The following is a 15,529-nucleotide window of genomic DNA, read 5'->3' as shown; positions in this document are numbered from 1 at the left end:
CACCTAATTTAGTTATCGGTAGAAAAACATATTTTCATAACAGTTTTATGACAGTGCAGAGCCATATTCTAATTGGTCCAGAACGCATCTAAGATCTGCCAAAAACATCATCATTTTTAACTACTTTTTGGGTTTTTCTATCCATGCCCAGTGCATTTCAGCTAACACTGGTTCTTCGCCGCTTTCATCGGTCACTTTAACGTAAACTAAAAAGTTACCTTTTGCTTGAGTTTGCAACATATCAACCTGTTCGTCACTTAGCGTAGCAACTGCTTGCATATCACCATAAGCACGTTTGATATATTTTAAGTTCATACTTTTGATCAAGGGCAATTTGTCACCTGGTAAATTCACACCAACCACAAAGCCCGTTGCTGACTCAGCCAGCAGTGCCATGGTTGCCGCGTGAACACTGCCAATATGATTTTGCACCTTCTTTCTATTTTTAACAAAAAAGGTCACTGTTTGTAGGTCGGTATCTTTAATATCGATTTTGCAAGTACCGACCAACTTCACTTTGTATCTGAACAACCAGGTAAGTAATTTAAAACGTAACCAAATTGGCTTTTTCATTGCATTGTCGGCAAATGTTCTTAGCGGGTTAGTGACTGACATATTGACACCTTTTAATGTGTGTACCTCACTGCACGCAAGAGGTTATAAATAAACACGAACCCGACCGATGCGACAAGCGCAAAGGAGAAGGTTCATTCATATGGAGGAAAGCATAGCACAAACAGACCATCTGGTACGATGACTTTAGAGACTTCTATTTTTATGGCTTAGGAGCATTTAACCCTCAATAGTCAGAAAAGAATAGTCTCTCTTATGTTTATGTTGATCAAATAAGCTCGTCAGTCGCTTTAGCCACTTTTTTGTTGACTTGTTTCAATGCGATATAAGAAACAAAAATAAACACCAAGAGCAAACAAACACTGAATACCCCCCAGTGTTCACCAACCAGTCTCTCAATCGCTGAACCAAACATATATCCACCACCGACCATTGCGAAGGTCCAAAGCAGTGCAGATGTAAAATTCAATAAAGTGAACGTTGTCCACGTCATATTAGTCAACGCCACTGGCAGAGCACCGATAGTACGCATGCCTTTGGGGTATCGATACAAGAAAATGTAAGCTTTACCGTAGTGCGCTAACAGGCGCTTCGCTGCGCTTACCGAACGTTGATACCAAGGTCTTGAGGAAAGGTCTTGAACACCATACTTGCGGCCTATGTAAAAACGAAGCTCGTCCCCTAAGTAGCCACCTAGAAAAACTAATGTCGCGACAACAAAAATATTTAGCGCTCCTAGTTGTGCTGCAATACCAGCAAACAAAGGCAAGGAACCACTTTTTAAAGCACAATACGCGAAAAGGATAAGATAACTTAGCCAACCATAATCTTTAATAATAGTAAGAATCGTGTCCAAATGTTGCACTGCTACCTTGGGTTTTAATTACAATTTCTACCTTAAGTTTGGGTGGCTAGATCACGTTCTTAAAAAAGTCGTAATAGTCAGTACGCTGGTGTTTTCTCAGTTTTCTCATTGAAACTTAAGGTCAATAGCCAACTTAAGAGTGGTCTATGTATTTAAAATCATACAGTAATCAGTATTTAGTAAAAAAAAATTTGTCGAATTGGCGTGTTTGCCGATAACCTATCAAGTATTGGTGGATTTTGGAGTTGAATAAATATGTATCCATGGCATGACAAAGGTAACGTCGTTTATCGTGGCGTTCTCGTTTTTCAATTTATATTAAGCATATTTATTGGTTTTTTTACCGATAGTTTGCTGTTGAGCATCATTGTCGGTGGATTGATTTTGTCATTCCCACTCACACTATTTGTTACTGCAAAGCACCTAGTGCTGACTCGTCACGTAGCAGCCATCTCCACTCAATTGTATGCCGCTTTGCATATTCAGCAAATGATGGGCGCGACCTACATGCACTTTGAGATATTCGCAGTAATGGCCGTAACCAGTGTTTACCGCGATTGGAAAGTTGTTGTCTCTAGTGTTGCTGTTGTCGCCGTTCATCATGTCGGCTTTTATGTGCTTCAATCGTCTGGCAGTGGTGTTTTCATTTTTGAGCCTGTTTTTCTCACCTTCTACATTTTGGTGATCCATGCTCTCTTTGCTATCGCGGAAGGAGCAGTCTTGTGTTTTATTACGAAAAAATCCGAAGAAGAAGCACTATCATCTTTAACCTTGACCAACATCATTCATGAAATAATGAAAACACCTGACACATTCAATCTGAAAGTATCGGTGCCTAACACATCGACGGAGTTAAAACAGTTTAGTTCACTTATTAGTTCTTTCTCCGGTTTCATTTCTAAAGCGACGAATGTTAGCAATAACATCTCTGCCGTGTCAGATACCGTGAAGAGTCTATCTAGTGGGGTGAAATCAGCCAGTATCGATACCACGGGCCAGGTTACGACGATAGCCGCAGCCACAGAAGAAATGACAGCGAACAACCACTCGGTAGCTGAAAGGGCACTGGACGTCAATCGCTTATCTCAGGAGTCGAAACTATCGAGCCAAAAAGCAAATGAAGTCGTGTCTGCTTCAAATAGTGAGGTTGACCAACTAAGGCAAGATCTTAACCTCACGTCAGAAGCAATACAGAGTCTGTCAGAGAAGTGCCACCAAATTGAGCATGTAATGGCTTCTATTACTGCAATATCTGACCAAACTAACTTATTAGCGCTGAATGCAGCTATCGAGTCAGCCAGAGCGGGTGAGCATGGACGCGGGTTCGCAGTTGTTGCAGATGAAGTTCGCCAACTCGCAATGAGAACTAAAGACAACACACAGCAAATCAGTGAAATTACACACTCCTTGATTGAAGAATCAAACATCTCCGTTGAGAGAATGAAAGGTTGTGTTGACAGAGCGACCCAGGTTTCGGATTCGTCAAACTCAGCAAAACATATTATTGACACAGTGGTAGAAGGTATCTCTGAAGTGTCAGAAAATATGAGTTCCGTATCAATTGCATTAAAAGAGCAATCAGCGGCCTCACAAGAAATAGCCCGCTCAACGAACGAATTGGCGACGACATCTCAAGCGCTCTCTCACAGTGCTGATGTTTCGGAAGACAGCGCTGAATCACTGCAAGCTGAGGTGCGGAACTTGAGAGCAGAGTTAAACCGCTTTCATTGATAGATTACTTAGGTGCTAGGTGACTAGGGTATTAAATGAGCGTCGCTATCCTTTGTTGAAGTTCGGGGACACACTCTTCTTCAAACCAAGGCGCTTTTTTCAACCAAATATTGTTCCGAGGGCTGGGATGAGGCAATACAATCTTTTCCGCTCTCGTAAAATCCTGATCGATTAAAATATCCGTCAGCTTATTGTTCTTTAGATGCGGCATGTAGCTGTTAATAGCATACTTCCCAATCACTAGCGTTAAACGAATATTCGGCATTTGCTGTAGGAGTTTATCGTGCCAAAGCGGAGCACATTCCTTGGATGGCGGTAAATCGCCCCCTCGCCCCCGACCTGGATAACAAAATGCCATAGGCATGATCGCAAATTTATCTGCTTGATAAAATGTAGTTTCATTAACACCAAGCCATGAACGCAGACGTTTACCGCTGGGATCTTGAAAAGGGATGCCCGAATTATGGGCGGCACTACCAGGTGCTTGGCTTGCAATCAATATTTGAGCCATAGGATGCAGCTGAAATATTGGGTTTGCACCCAAAGGCAAGCGCTGCTCGCAAGTGCGACAATTTTTTAAATCACAAATAGTCTGCGAAAACACACCGTCATCTTTCAATTGCCTCTCCTTTATAATTACCGCATGCCCCCTTTGAAGTGTCGCAAGTTTCGCTAGAAATACCTTACTGTACTCTTACTTAATAGTCACTTTTGTTCTGGAGTAATAGAGCAAACGTCCTGCTATATTGCTATACAGACACATGTTGGATGTCACTGCTCGCATTTCCATATTGAATTCAGTAGCTCTCCCCACGCAATACTAGGGTATCCGGGCCAATAAACCAGCAGTATTCCCTTGGTGATATGTTCGATGAGGTACAAAACGTGTTTATTGAATCAACTGTAATTGGAGAATCACGATGTCAGTTTATCATAGCGTCACTATCGGTAATCAAGATCAAAAGTCCCAAGGCCACCATAAGGGAAATAAACAATCATCCGGTTTTACATTGGTCGAACTTATGATTGTCGTTGCTATCATCGGTATTTTAGCAGCTGTAGCTGTTCCCCAATATAAACAATACGTATTGCGGGCCCAATTAACAGAAATGGCCACTCAGATAGGCAGTTTTGCTCGTGCGTTTGAGGTAGCCAAACAAGTAAATGGAGACTATCCCGACGACACTCACCTCACTTTACCGCAAGTAACGGGCTTATTTATTAATGCGAGTGATTGGGCAAGTAACACATTACTAGGTGGCAATTGGAATTGGGAAGGCCCCGATGGTTATAGTTATGCTGGCATCGCAATAGATGGGGCGACGGCCTCAGAGGAAGATATTGCACAACTCGATGCCATCATGGATAACGGAGATTTATCATCCGGTAAATTTCGGAGAACACCTAATGGACGTTACACATACATTATTGAAGAGTAAGCCTACAAAAACGTAATGTTATTACTGTGATTGAGTTTTTTTAAGATAACGTTTAATCATCTTTTCCAAAGCCTCTAACTTAATGGGTTTGGTTAGATAGTCATTCATGCCGCTATTTAGTGCATTTTCATAGTCTGATTTCATCGCGTTGGCTGAGAGCGCTACGATGGGAACCTCATTGTGTCCTGCGGCTCTGATCTTCTGCGTTGCCTGGGTCCCATCCAATAACGGCATTTGCACGTCCATTAAAATAAGATCGTAGTGCGGTGAATTGTTTACCTTCGTAACCGCTTGAACGCCATCTTCTGCGATATCGTAGCTTAAGCCTAAGGACAGCAGCATTTCACCTGCTACTATTTGATTAATACTATTGTCTTCTACTAAAAGAACATGACCTTCATAACGCTGTTCCGAGGCTCTTTTCTGCTCGGGGTGCTTTTCATATATCATGACTGAATCGACGTCGTCTTTATTGGAGAACCCATATAAACCAATGACGAAATAGTAGAAGTTTCCTAAGGTAAAAGGGTGAGCAATGATAGGACATGACCATTGGACTTCAAGTATACTTTTTAGCTGCTCTGGCTGAGCGGGTGTAACCGCACCAAACCTAATATCTCGCTCCTTTAATCGCTCTATAAACGGAGTCAAGCTGCGAGCTTGCTTTCCACTACTAATATCAAATAATACAATCTCATCAGCTCCTATATAGTCAAGCAATTGCTCTGCGTCGGAGTAGTCAACATACGTCACCTGCCCACTCACCCTTTCTATATAATCGCCGCGAATGAGGGCTTTATCTTTAGCCTCTGTAAGGTAGTAAAAGTGTGACTGAAATCTTTCTTTGTCTTGCAGTAATGAGTGACTGCCTTTCACCATTTTCAGAGGGATTTTACAGGTAAATTGGCTGCCGACATTTTGCTCAGTTTCAAGAGATATAGAGCCATCCATTAAATTAATGAGCTGAGTCACAATAGCTAAGCCCAAACCAGTCCCCCCGAAATTGCGGCTGGTAGATTCATCTGCTTGCTTGAATGGCGTGAATATATGTTCCTTTTGCTCTTCCGCAATACCAATACCAGTATCTGCAACCATGATTTCTAAGACAAAAAAATCGGGTTCTTCACTGTCATTCATTATGAACTCGATTGACACCTTGCCTGAATTCGTAAACTTAATGGCATTGCTAGTTAGGTTTAGAATAATTTGAGACAAACGCAGAGGATCACCGACAGCTTCCGTGGGTAAATTTGGATCAACATGTAACTCCATGTTTAAGTTTTTCTCAGACGCTCTCAATGCAGACACGGCAAGCACTCCATCAAGCAGAGAGGAAAACGAGAAAACCCCCTTCTCTATCTCTAACTTCCCAGCCTCTACTTTAGAAAAATCAAGAATATCGTTGATTACATTTGTTAAAATTTGACCGGAATAGTTTACCTTCTCAAGATTGGCTCGTACTTTCGTACTTAAATCTTCTTTTAAACTCAAATCAACTAGACCAATGATGCCGTTCATAGGTGTGCGAATTTCATGACTCATATTTGCAAGAAAGATACTCTTGGATGCATTAGCACGCTCAGCAGTAAGCTTTGCTTCTTCTAGTTTCGCATTAAGTGACCCTTGCAATTTGTATAAGTCTCGAGATTCAGCAAGTAAGTCTTTAGTTTGCTGGTTCTTATCACTAAAAACTTGTGCAGCTTTGGCAAGGTTACCGATTTCATCCAAGCGAGTAGAGTATGGAATATCTAATTTTGATTCGCCACGCGTTAAGCCTTGGAAAACTTTTGTGATAGATTGAATGGGCGAAATAATCCTGAGAGATGCAAAGAGCGCTATGAGCATACTTATTACCAATCCAATACTAGAAGATACAGTTAAGCTTCGCTCCAAACTATTGATAGAACTGTCAATCTCTTTATCATTTTGGGCCGCTTTTTGTGCAGCTTGAGATGACAATTCGGAGGCCAAATAAAGGAATTCATTTGCAGAACCGGCCATTACCACATTCACCAAAAACGTATAGCCTTGCATGGTATGTGTTAGCTTAATAAATTGATCTTGAGCGGTTTGCAGTTGGCGCAAAGTGAGGTTCTTGCTCTCAGGGGATAAAGGCATGTCTTGTATCGCTAGTTCTGCGTTATTCAGCGCACTCTTGAAGTCTTGAGAAAACGACGAGCTTGGCCTAGCTCTATATTTAAATGCAATTGTTTCTGCACTGGTAAGATGTAATTTATATTGAAACGAAGACTCGCTCGAAATCTGATAAGTGTTGATTTGCTGTTCACTCAAATCAAGTAACTCACCCAAGGCTACCAATACACCCTGATTGAAATACTCTTCTCCTTGGTCTCGACCTATGATTACCTCATTGAAGTTAACTTCATAGTCGAGTAGATGTTGCGTCATCGCTTGAAGAGTTTCGGATGTTTGAATGCCTGTTCGTTGATTATTTTGAGAGAAAAACGTTTGTAAGTCTTGAACACCTTTTTTCACTTCTTCGATTAACACCGCAAAGCGTTTTTTCGCTGCTCGGCTACCTGTATCTTTAAACACCAAGACTTGACGTTGTAGATCCAGAACATCCCTTTCGAGCTCTCTTACTAGCTTTTCTTCGCTAACCGTTTGTTGGTAATCTTTAAAAGCAGATTGGAACTCTCTTTGATTCAATTGAGAAAAGAAAAACTGTGCAGCTAAGACTGCCAGCAGCACTAACAAAAACACTGCAATCTGCAATTTCAATGAAAACTTCATGAATTATTTCTTATCCTTGATAATCACGAATATAATCATGCACTTAGAAACTCATACCATTTTTCAAGACTATAGTCATAAGTTGGCATGACGGTATTCCAAACGGCAACATTCTCGAAGCGCTTTTCATAGCTGCCACCTCGGCGAGTACTTCCTTTCAAAACAGAGACAGCTCCATCAGTTCCTTTTAGAGATTCAGTGGCAACTTTGCCATCATACCAATAATCATACTCAGCAGCAGAGAGGTACTTACGAGAGCGCTGCGGATTAGAAATATAATAACCTTGTCGAGCAATGAAAGCACCTGGCCAGCCAGACAGCCACCAATTCATATATTCATAAGCAACATCTTTAACCCGGCCTTGCGTGCGAGAAGATAGACACATCACGCCGTGCCAGCCTCGATACCCCTCTTTGGGTGCTGCAAATGTAACAGGGACTCCTTGTCCATTTAAGCTCGATACAGCAGGTGAGAACATACTTTCAATATGAACTCGCTTGGTTTTCATGAAACGCACAGATTCAGGGACCGATGTCCAAAAGCCACTGAAATGGCCTTGTTCTTTGTAAGCGATCAGTATGCTAAACAACTGATCCAGTTCTTGCACACTCATGGCTCCTATATCTTGGAAGCGCATTAAGCCTTTCGCCTGTGCGGCAAGGGCCAAATCAAATAAGCCTATGGTTGGGGCATTGACAATCGCTACTTTACCTTTGTTCTTTTCATCTAACAGCCAACCCCAGCTTTCTGTTTCGTAGGCAACCCCTTCGTCAATAAAGTCCGTGTTGTATCCAAATGAGTCGACGTTGTGAACATAAGGCAAAAAACTAGCTTGCTCGGTCTGCTCGGCATTCAAACTACCGTCGTTTTGCACGTTCAATAGCTTGTAAGGGGCGTCGCCCGCACCAATTTTTGCTGATGAAGTAATTCTGCCCGTTTTAGTTAGCGAGTTGATCTCATCCCAATGCAAAATACGCTTTTTGTCTATAGCTTGTATAGATCCTGAGCGCCAAAGCACATTAATACTATTTGACCACTGTTCGTACAAATCGAAACTATCTGGATTCGTTAACGCTTTTTGCTGCACAGCGGCACTACCTTTCGGCTCAAAGATGAGTTCAATACCAAGGTCGTCCATTGCTTTCTGGCGTAACTCTTCTTGAAGCGTGACATGAGTGCCTAAGATTCTGAGTTTTGGCTTTGCTTGTCCTATAGAAAAAGTCGAGAATGAGCCCGTAGCCGCGGCTACGCCAGCTGTGGCAAGTCCTTTAACTAAACGCCTTCTGCCTTGGTTTGCTAATCTATGTGTGTTTTTTGGAAGCGTCATTACCAGTTCCGAGTCAATAAGCAAATTGAAGGAATACGGTACTCTTTTTTGACGGATTTGTCATATACGAATCGAAGTTGTAGCTATTTTTACTTGATTAGTCATTCCGCGTATACACCGACAACAACGGAAACTTGATTTCACCAAAGTTAACGACTAATGAAATGGTTTCATCGCCATTGAAGCTTTGTGATAACTCACGAGGGTGAATTCTTCGTCCATTAGCAGTTAAGGCCATTAAGTCACTTTTGGTCAGAGTTCGCCGACCGCTTGCCATGTTCTTAATAGTAGCAACCGCCCATCGTTCTCCAGCTTCATTGCTCATTAGCGCTAAATTAACAATGCGAAAATCACTTTCTGTAGGTTGAATATTCGAGTCATTCGGGAACGCTAATTCGAAATTATTCGGGACAACTCTATCCAGCGTTAAGGTATCTTCGTCTGCCTGCGCCCAAGCTGATACGAACAATAAACACAATAAAATCCTTTTGCACATAGCTTCATTCCTTTTTTAAAATCAATATTTCCTTTGAACTATATTAACGAAAAAAGTTTCAGTGGGTTCCTCGCAAACGAAGTTCAACTGGCACTTTTCTATGCTCGGTCACTCCCTCTAGTAACATTGTTGCAGCTTCTCTGCCTTTTTCAATGCCATTTTGAAAGACCGTTGTTAACCCCTCTTTTGCATGCCGAGCCTCCTCAATATCATCAAATCCGGTCACTCTGAGGTCTTCAGGTATTCGAAGATTCAACTGCTGTGCTACACGACACACCGCTAGGGCAATAACATCGCTCATACACAAAATAAGATTGGGTCTTTGCTCTTGCATCAATAACAGGCGGGCTGCAATTTCAGCTTCTTTGGGTTTGTTGCGATGTAAGTGAATAATATTATCACTGACTATATCAACACCCTTGTCACTTGCACCTGCTTTGAAGCCTAACAAACGCGACCATGTAATTTCTTTTGATGGAAGTGACATGTCCTGCTTGCTCAAACGCTTTACAATAGAGGCGGTTAGAAAACGCATTCCGATGACTGCAACAAGGTCGTTTTTATCTCTAATTGCTGCTTTTGCAAGTTCACAACAAGCCCCATAGTTGTCGACGTTTAATGAGGGCAAATTCTTATAAGTAAAATCTACCGTGACACAAGGTTTCCCTAAACTTAGAATCCTGTCAAAACTCGAACCTCGAGGTGTGCCATAAAAGATGAAGCCATCAGGCAACGTTTCTGCGCGAATTTGAGCGTCTGAAGAAATAGTCGAAGACATTAATAGCATCTGTTTTTGATTCTCGGCTAGTACATCCGAGATACCTTCTAATAGCAGGTTTGCCATGGGATCTGAGAAGCTATAACTTAAGGTATCCGACAGCATGACACAAACAACATCAGAGCGACCAGAGCGCAGAGAACGCGCGGCAAAATGGGGACCTGAATAGCCTAGCTTCGCGCATTCAGATAAAACTCGTTGCCTTAGTTCAGTCGATAGTTGGTCTGGTCGATTAAATGCGTTTGAAACGGTCGCGGTAGAAACACCGATGATTTTTGCTACATCCTTTTGCGAAATGGCTTTTTCCATGTCTTTTTTTTATTTGATAATCCTAGCCCAACAAACTGCCATAATACATAGCGAAAAGCGAGAAAAACGGCGATTATCACCGATATTTCGTCTAAATCGTTTAAGCGATACCGGCTTAAACCCAAGACTGTAAGGCATTGTTTTTATGGAACAAAATAAAAATAAAGCGCTTTCATTGAGCTTCTATTTTTACAGAAAAAGGAGATTCACTGAATTTATTCGATCTAGAAGCAAAAAAGCACAGTTTTCACTGTGCTTTTTTGTAAATTTGGAGCGGGAAACGAGATTCGAACTCGCGACCCCGACCTTGGCAAGGTCGTGCTCTACCAGCTGAGCTATTCCCGCAATGTGGAGGCGCATTTTACAAAAATATGCGCACAGTGCAAGTGTATTTTTCAATTATTTTTGATTTAAGCGATTGAAATGCGCAATGCGCCACATATTGAACAATCAGCGCTTAAATCTTAAACACATGCTCTCTGTAAAACTTCATCTCGTCTATCGATTCAATAATATCGTCTAATGCTAAATGCACGCCTTTCTTTTTGAAACCAGTTAACACATCTGGTTTCCAGCGAGCCGTTAACTCTTTCACGGTGCTCACATCGACATTTCTATAATGAAAGTAATCCTCGAGTTCAGGCATGTACTTCACTAAAAATCGTCTATCTTGACCTATCGAATTGCCGCACAATGGAGATTTACCTTTGGGCACATATTTCTCCAGAAACGCGATAGTCTCTTTCGCTGCAGCTTCAACATCATACTCACTGTTTCTGCAACGCTCTGTTAAACCGGTTGCACCGTGAGTTTTCACACACCATTCATCCATATTGTCGAGCACTTCACTCGGTTGATGGACAGCAATCACAGGGCCTTGAGCAAGAATATTTAATTCTTTGTCGGTCACAATCGTTGCAATTTCCATGACCACACAAACCTCAGGATCCAAGCCTGTCATTTCCATATCGATCCACACCAAATTTTCTTCGTTAAATGACATACGCCCCTCGTCTAAATTAAATGCCATGAAAAAGCAGGCTAAAAAAGGTAACATGCACACACGTAAAGCGCCAATAACTATTCACTGAAAAGGTCAACGTGGCTAAAAAACCGAAACTATCCGATCGTCAAAAGCGTCAGGTGCAAACGAATCGCAAAAAACGACTGGCTTCAAAGCAGCATACAACGGATGACGCCCACTTGGGTGAACAACTTCAAGGCAGAGTCATTGGCCGTTTTGGCAAGCATGCTAATGTTGAGTGTGACAAAGATGGAATAGTCCACAAGTGCCATATCCGTCGCACTATTAACTCTGTTGTTTGTGGCGATCAGGTTCTATTTCGCCCTAGCTTATCAGACGACGAAAGAGATAGAGGCGTAATCGAGGTGGTGCTTGATCGAGTGAGCACACTGACACGTCCCGATTTCTATGACGGTGTGAAACCCATTGCAGCAAATATTGACCAAATCATTGTGGTCAATGCGATTGTACCTCAGCTTTCCGCTCATATCATCGATCGGTATTTAGTTGCCTGTGAAGACGTCGACATACCACCAGTCATTGTCATTAATAAAATGGAATTGCTTACTGACGAGGACCGTGAGTACGTCGCAGAGGTTATCGATATTTATGAAGAGATCGGTTATCGCGTCATTTACACGAGTTGTGTGACACAAGAAGGTGTCGAAGAGCTTTCAACTTTACTTAAAGATAAAGTGAGTGTGTTTGTTGGTCAAAGTGGTGTAGGCAAGTCTAGTATCATTAATCAACTATTACCTGATGCTGACGAGATTGTAGGTGACATATCTCAAAACTCAGGTTTGGGCCAGCACACCACTACTGCGGCTAAATTACTACATTTTGAGCAAGGTGGTGACTTAATAGACTCACCGGGTGTCCGTGAATTTGGATTGTGGCACCTACCTGTGGAAAAGGTCACCTCTGGTTTTATCGAATTTCGGGATTATTTAGGTGGCTGTAAATTTACCGATTGTAAACATGGTACTGATCCTGGTTGTCTAATTAGACAAGCGGTTATCGACGGTAAAATCAGTGAAGACCGTTACGAGAGTTACCATAAAATAGTCGACTCCCTAGATGAAAACCGTCCCTCTTATTCTAAAGGGTAATGGTACATACTAACTTAATTCCTCTCTTTTATATGCTTTGATGTACAATGTGCGAAAATGATGGTCGGGCAGCATAAGTTCTGTCGACATTGTCATCAAACGCATTTTACGGAGACACTTCAGTGTTAGATTGGTTTAAAGTTCGTGTTCAATATATTTTGCCTAAGCACCTATTATCCCGCATGGTTGGGTGGCTAGCAGCTGCTCAAGCAGGTTTCATTACTCAGTTTTTTATCAAAATATTCATTAAGGCTTTCAAGGTCGATATGTCTGAAGCTAAACATTCAGACCCTAGTTATTATCGTACTTTCAATGAATTTTTTACGCGAGAGCTGAAAGACGACATCCGCCCCATAGAGCAAGATGACAAGCAATTGTGTCATTCGGTTGATGGTCGAGTTAGTCAGTTCGGTAAGATCATTGGTGATGACATTTTCCAAGCGAAAGGTCACAACTACAGCCTAAGTACCTTGTTAGGCGGTAAGCCAGAACTTGCTAAAGCGTTCAAAGGCGGTAGTTTCGCCACCATTTATTTGTCTCCGAAAGACTATCACCGAATACATATGCCAATTGATGGCACATTGACCGATACTTTGCATGTTCCAGGTGAATTGTTTTCAGTAAATCCACTTACCGCTGAAAACGTACCTGGCCTATTTGCTCGAAACGAGCGTGTTGTTACTTTATTCGATACACCTGTAGGCAAAGTAGCGATTGTGTTAGTTGGTGCAACTATTGTTGCCAGTATCGAGACTGTATGGGCTGGAAACATTACCCCACCGGCAGGTAAAACTGTGCAGCACTGGCAACATGAAGGCGAAAACATTTCACTAGCCAAAGGCGAGGAAATGGGTCGATTTAAATTAGGATCAACGATCGTCGTTTGTTTTGAACCCGATGCCGTCGAATTTGCAGACTTGCAAGCTGGTATGGTGACGCGCCTAGGTCAGCCTTTCGCGTTTGTTAAAGAAGCCGACCAAACAACATCCGACACTGATAAACAAAGCGACACCGACTGAGTTTGATGGATCCCGTCAAGAAAAGCCTAATATCATTACACCTTACAGTAATGTTATTGGGCGGCACTGCCCTATTTTCAAAAATCATTCCCTTAGGTGCGATAGATATTACTTTTGGGCGTTCGGTATTCGCCTGTATATTTCTTTTTCTCGTCGCTAAACTCACTGGCGAAGGTTGGCGACTGAAAAGTAATCGTGATTATGCCATCGCTTTTGGGCTTGGGATTATCATGGCGGTGCATTGGGTCACTTACTTTATGGCTATGCAGTATTCAAGCGTATCTGTTGGCATCATTGCCTTATTCACTTTTCCTGTCATCACGGTGCTTCTTGAGCCGTATTTTGAGAAGATTAAACTCTGCTGGCAGGATATCGCTAGCGCCATTGTGGTTTTGGTAGGAATCGTCCTTATTGTACCTGATGCATCCTTGGATAATGACGTTACCCTCGGAGTCATCATTGGTGTGTTCTCGGCATTTTTATATGCGATTCGAAATCTACTACACCGTAATTACTTCTCGCATTACAGTGGTGCTAAAGCGATGGCTTGGCAAACACTCATCGTGTGTCCAACCTTAGTCTTTTTCATCAGCGATGATTTACCACAAATTGATATGCATACTTTATGGTTACTCGTGGCTCTTGGTATTTTCTTCACCGCAGTGCCACACGCGATGGTAGCGAGTGCGCTCAAACACTTACGAGCAAAAACCTTCTCTTTAGTTGCATGTATGCAACCATTCTACGCTGTGTTATTCGCTATGTTTTTGATAAACGAGCAACCTAACTGGCAAACGATTGTGGGTGGTTTACTGGTAATTTCTGCTGCCGTGTACGAAACTATCAATACTCATAGAGAAAACCGAAAAGACAAATAATGCTCATTATTGCTCATCGTGGGTTCAGCAGTCACTATACCGAAAATACCTTAGTTTCCTTTACACAGGCATTGCTCTTAGACATAGATGCAATAGAGCTCGATATTCATCAAGTTGAAAACGAATTCATGGTTTTTCATGACCCATTCATAGACAAACTTACGGATAGCAAAGGCCGCATTTTTGATATGCCATTAGATGAAGTGCGTGGTTTACTTGTAAAAGGAAGAGACCCGATCCCTACTCTGTCTGAAGTGGCAACGTTAGTAGGCAATAGAGTCACCTTGAACGTCGAGGTAAAAACAATTCAATGCGTACAAACCTTTGTGTCATACCTGAGTGATATCATTGTCCACTTGGAATGCAAGGTGGTGATTTCATCGTTTGATCATCCATTACTCAGTTCCATCAAAAATGCGTTTGATTATCAGCTTGACACCAATTTCGTACACGCCATCGAATACGGCGCACTTATCGCACACACACCTTATGATCACGCCAAATATACCGAAGCGCTAGATGTATCAATAGCCGCTATAGATTGGAATGTTGTCACACCTGACTTTGTTGATGATGCTCATCGAAGAGGTAAAAAAGTGTGGTGTTATACGGTCAACCACGAGCAGACCTTAAGTGAGCTTTTGCAAATGGGAGTAGATGGAATATTTACTGATAGGCCAGATTGGGCAAGAGCGTTTTTAAAAACTCAGTTAGACCCGCAATCTGACTCACATTTTTGACAACTCTTACATAAACGTAGATTCGTGATGTGAGCAGCAATGATCAGGAAAGCACCTATCGCAATGGTGAAAGGCTCATATTCATGACCAAAGATATCTTTGTTCCAATAAATCAATCCACCTAGTGCAAGAGAGTATAAAGGGTACAACTGACGGTGGTATTTGTGAAAACCAACAAATAAAGCAGCAAAACCGACTAGGATTGAGAAAGTAAGAATTGAACGCTCAAACCATTGTTCGGCAAACACACTGCTCGCTACTAACGGAGCAATCGGCAACAACAAAGGTAAAAGCAAGCAATGAAGCGCACACAAGCTAGACACCCAAATCCCTAGCTTGTCAAGAATGACATTGCTAGTTCTTTCGGCTTGCTCAACTTGCACAGGTTTGTTTGCGTCCAAGTTGTCGTCCAATATTTGTGGTTTGATGTCAGCGACTTTGCTGTTCATTTACTCTTCTCACTAGGCAGAAGCGTTATTCTACGCA

Annotated in this window: 15 protein-coding genes and 1 tRNA gene; 6 read left to right on the top strand and 10 right to left on the bottom strand. The window is 42.0% G+C overall.

Annotated elements, in window-relative coordinates; genetic code table 11:
- Positions 1-120 precede the first annotated feature (120 nt).
- Both RM556_RS03105 and RM556_RS03100 read right to left on the bottom strand, forming a co-directional pair.
- The gene (locus RM556_RS03105; protein WP_311373817.1) at positions 121-615 is read right to left on the bottom strand and encodes a DUF4442 domain-containing protein; all 495 of its coding nucleotides are present in this window, start codon (positions 613-615) and stop codon (positions 121-123) included.
- A 226-nt stretch (positions 616-841) separates the two neighbouring features.
- Complete coding sequence (locus tag RM556_RS03100) at positions 842-1,429, bottom strand: DedA family protein (protein ID WP_311373816.1); 588 nt, start codon at positions 1,427-1,429, stop codon at positions 842-844.
- A 264-nt stretch (positions 1,430-1,693) separates the two neighbouring features.
- Here RM556_RS03100 and RM556_RS03095 point away from each other — a divergent pair, with 264 nt between their 5' ends.
- Complete coding sequence (locus tag RM556_RS03095) at positions 1,694-3,169, top strand: methyl-accepting chemotaxis protein (RefSeq protein WP_311373815.1); 1,476 nt, start codon at positions 1,694-1,696, stop codon at positions 3,167-3,169.
- Between the two features lie 31 nt (positions 3,170-3,200).
- Here RM556_RS03095 and RM556_RS03090 read toward each other — a convergent pair whose 3' ends face one another.
- Positions 3,201-3,788 (bottom strand): uracil-DNA glycosylase family protein, encoded by a 588-nt coding sequence (locus tag RM556_RS03090; RefSeq protein ID WP_311373814.1) that lies wholly within the window; start codon positions 3,786-3,788, stop codon positions 3,201-3,203.
- Positions 3,789-4,191: 403 nt separating this feature from the next.
- On the opposite strand from RM556_RS03090, the gene RM556_RS03085 reads away from it, so the two are divergent.
- Positions 4,192-4,608, top strand: coding sequence for a hypothetical protein (locus tag RM556_RS03085; protein ID WP_311362092.1), 417 nt, complete (start codon positions 4,192-4,194; stop codon positions 4,606-4,608).
- 21 nt (positions 4,609-4,629) lie between these two features.
- Here the strand turns inward: RM556_RS03085 and RM556_RS03080 are convergent, their stop codons facing one another.
- The 6 genes from RM556_RS03080 to orn all read right to left on the bottom strand — a co-directional run bounded on the left by RM556_RS03080 (position 4,630) and on the right by orn (position 11,276).
- Positions 4,630-7,362, bottom strand: a complete 2,733-nt coding sequence (locus RM556_RS03080; protein WP_311373813.1) for an ATP-binding protein — start codon at positions 7,360-7,362, stop codon at positions 4,630-4,632.
- A 35-nt stretch (positions 7,363-7,397) separates the two neighbouring features.
- A complete protein-coding gene (locus RM556_RS03075; protein ID WP_311373812.1) occupies positions 7,398-8,690 on the bottom strand; it encodes an extracellular solute-binding protein in 1,293 nt (430 codons plus the stop codon).
- A gap of 97 nt (positions 8,691-8,787) precedes the next feature.
- Positions 8,788-9,186, bottom strand: coding sequence for a hypothetical protein (locus tag RM556_RS03070; RefSeq protein WP_311361785.1), 399 nt, complete (start codon positions 9,184-9,186; stop codon positions 8,788-8,790).
- 58 nt (positions 9,187-9,244) lie between these two features.
- Complete coding sequence (locus RM556_RS03065) at positions 9,245-10,273, bottom strand: LacI family DNA-binding transcriptional regulator (RefSeq protein ID WP_311361784.1); 1,029 nt, start codon at positions 10,271-10,273, stop codon at positions 9,245-9,247.
- Between the two features lie 269 nt (positions 10,274-10,542).
- Positions 10,543-10,618, bottom strand: a tRNA-Gly gene (locus tag RM556_RS03060).
- A 112-nt stretch (positions 10,619-10,730) separates the two neighbouring features.
- Positions 10,731-11,276 carry an oligoribonuclease gene (gene orn / locus RM556_RS03055; protein ID WP_311373811.1) on the bottom strand — a complete coding sequence of 182 codons (546 nt, stop codon included), beginning with the start codon at positions 11,274-11,276 and terminating at the stop codon, positions 10,731-10,733.
- A gap of 98 nt (positions 11,277-11,374) precedes the next feature.
- Here orn and rsgA point away from each other — a divergent pair, with 98 nt between their 5' ends.
- From rsgA to RM556_RS03035, 4 genes are all read left to right on the top strand, one after another.
- Entirely contained in the window at positions 11,375-12,406 is a 1,032-nt protein-coding gene (rsgA, locus tag RM556_RS03050) for a small ribosomal subunit biogenesis GTPase RsgA (RefSeq protein ID WP_311373810.1), read from the top strand.
- A 122-nt stretch (positions 12,407-12,528) separates the two neighbouring features.
- Positions 12,529-13,425, top strand: a complete 897-nt coding sequence (gene asd, locus RM556_RS03045) for an archaetidylserine decarboxylase (RefSeq protein WP_311361781.1) — start codon at positions 12,529-12,531, stop codon at positions 13,423-13,425.
- Between the two features lie 5 nt (positions 13,426-13,430).
- Positions 13,431-14,303 (top strand): DMT family transporter, encoded by an 873-nt coding sequence (locus RM556_RS03040; protein ID WP_311361780.1) that lies wholly within the window; start codon positions 13,431-13,433, stop codon positions 14,301-14,303.
- Positions 14,303-15,043 carry a glycerophosphodiester phosphodiesterase gene (locus tag RM556_RS03035; protein WP_311361779.1) on the top strand — a complete coding sequence of 247 codons (741 nt, stop codon included), beginning with the start codon at positions 14,303-14,305 and terminating at the stop codon, positions 15,041-15,043. Before RM556_RS03040 ends, RM556_RS03035 begins: the two co-directional genes overlap by 1 nt.
- Here RM556_RS03035 and RM556_RS03030 read toward each other — a convergent pair.
- Entirely contained in the window at positions 15,010-15,492 is a 483-nt protein-coding gene (locus tag RM556_RS03030; protein ID WP_311361778.1) for a MerC domain-containing protein, read from the bottom strand. The two genes, RM556_RS03035 and RM556_RS03030, sit on opposite strands and share 34 nt — an antisense overlap.
- Positions 15,493-15,529 lie beyond the last annotated feature (37 nt).

It is taken from the genome of Alteromonas sp. W364, assembly GCF_031846205.1.
Lineage (GTDB): Bacteria > Pseudomonadota > Gammaproteobacteria > Enterobacterales > Alteromonadaceae > Glaciecola > Glaciecola blandensis.
Note: the sequence above shows the minus strand (reverse complement) of the source record. Positions and strands in the feature narration are given on the sequence as shown.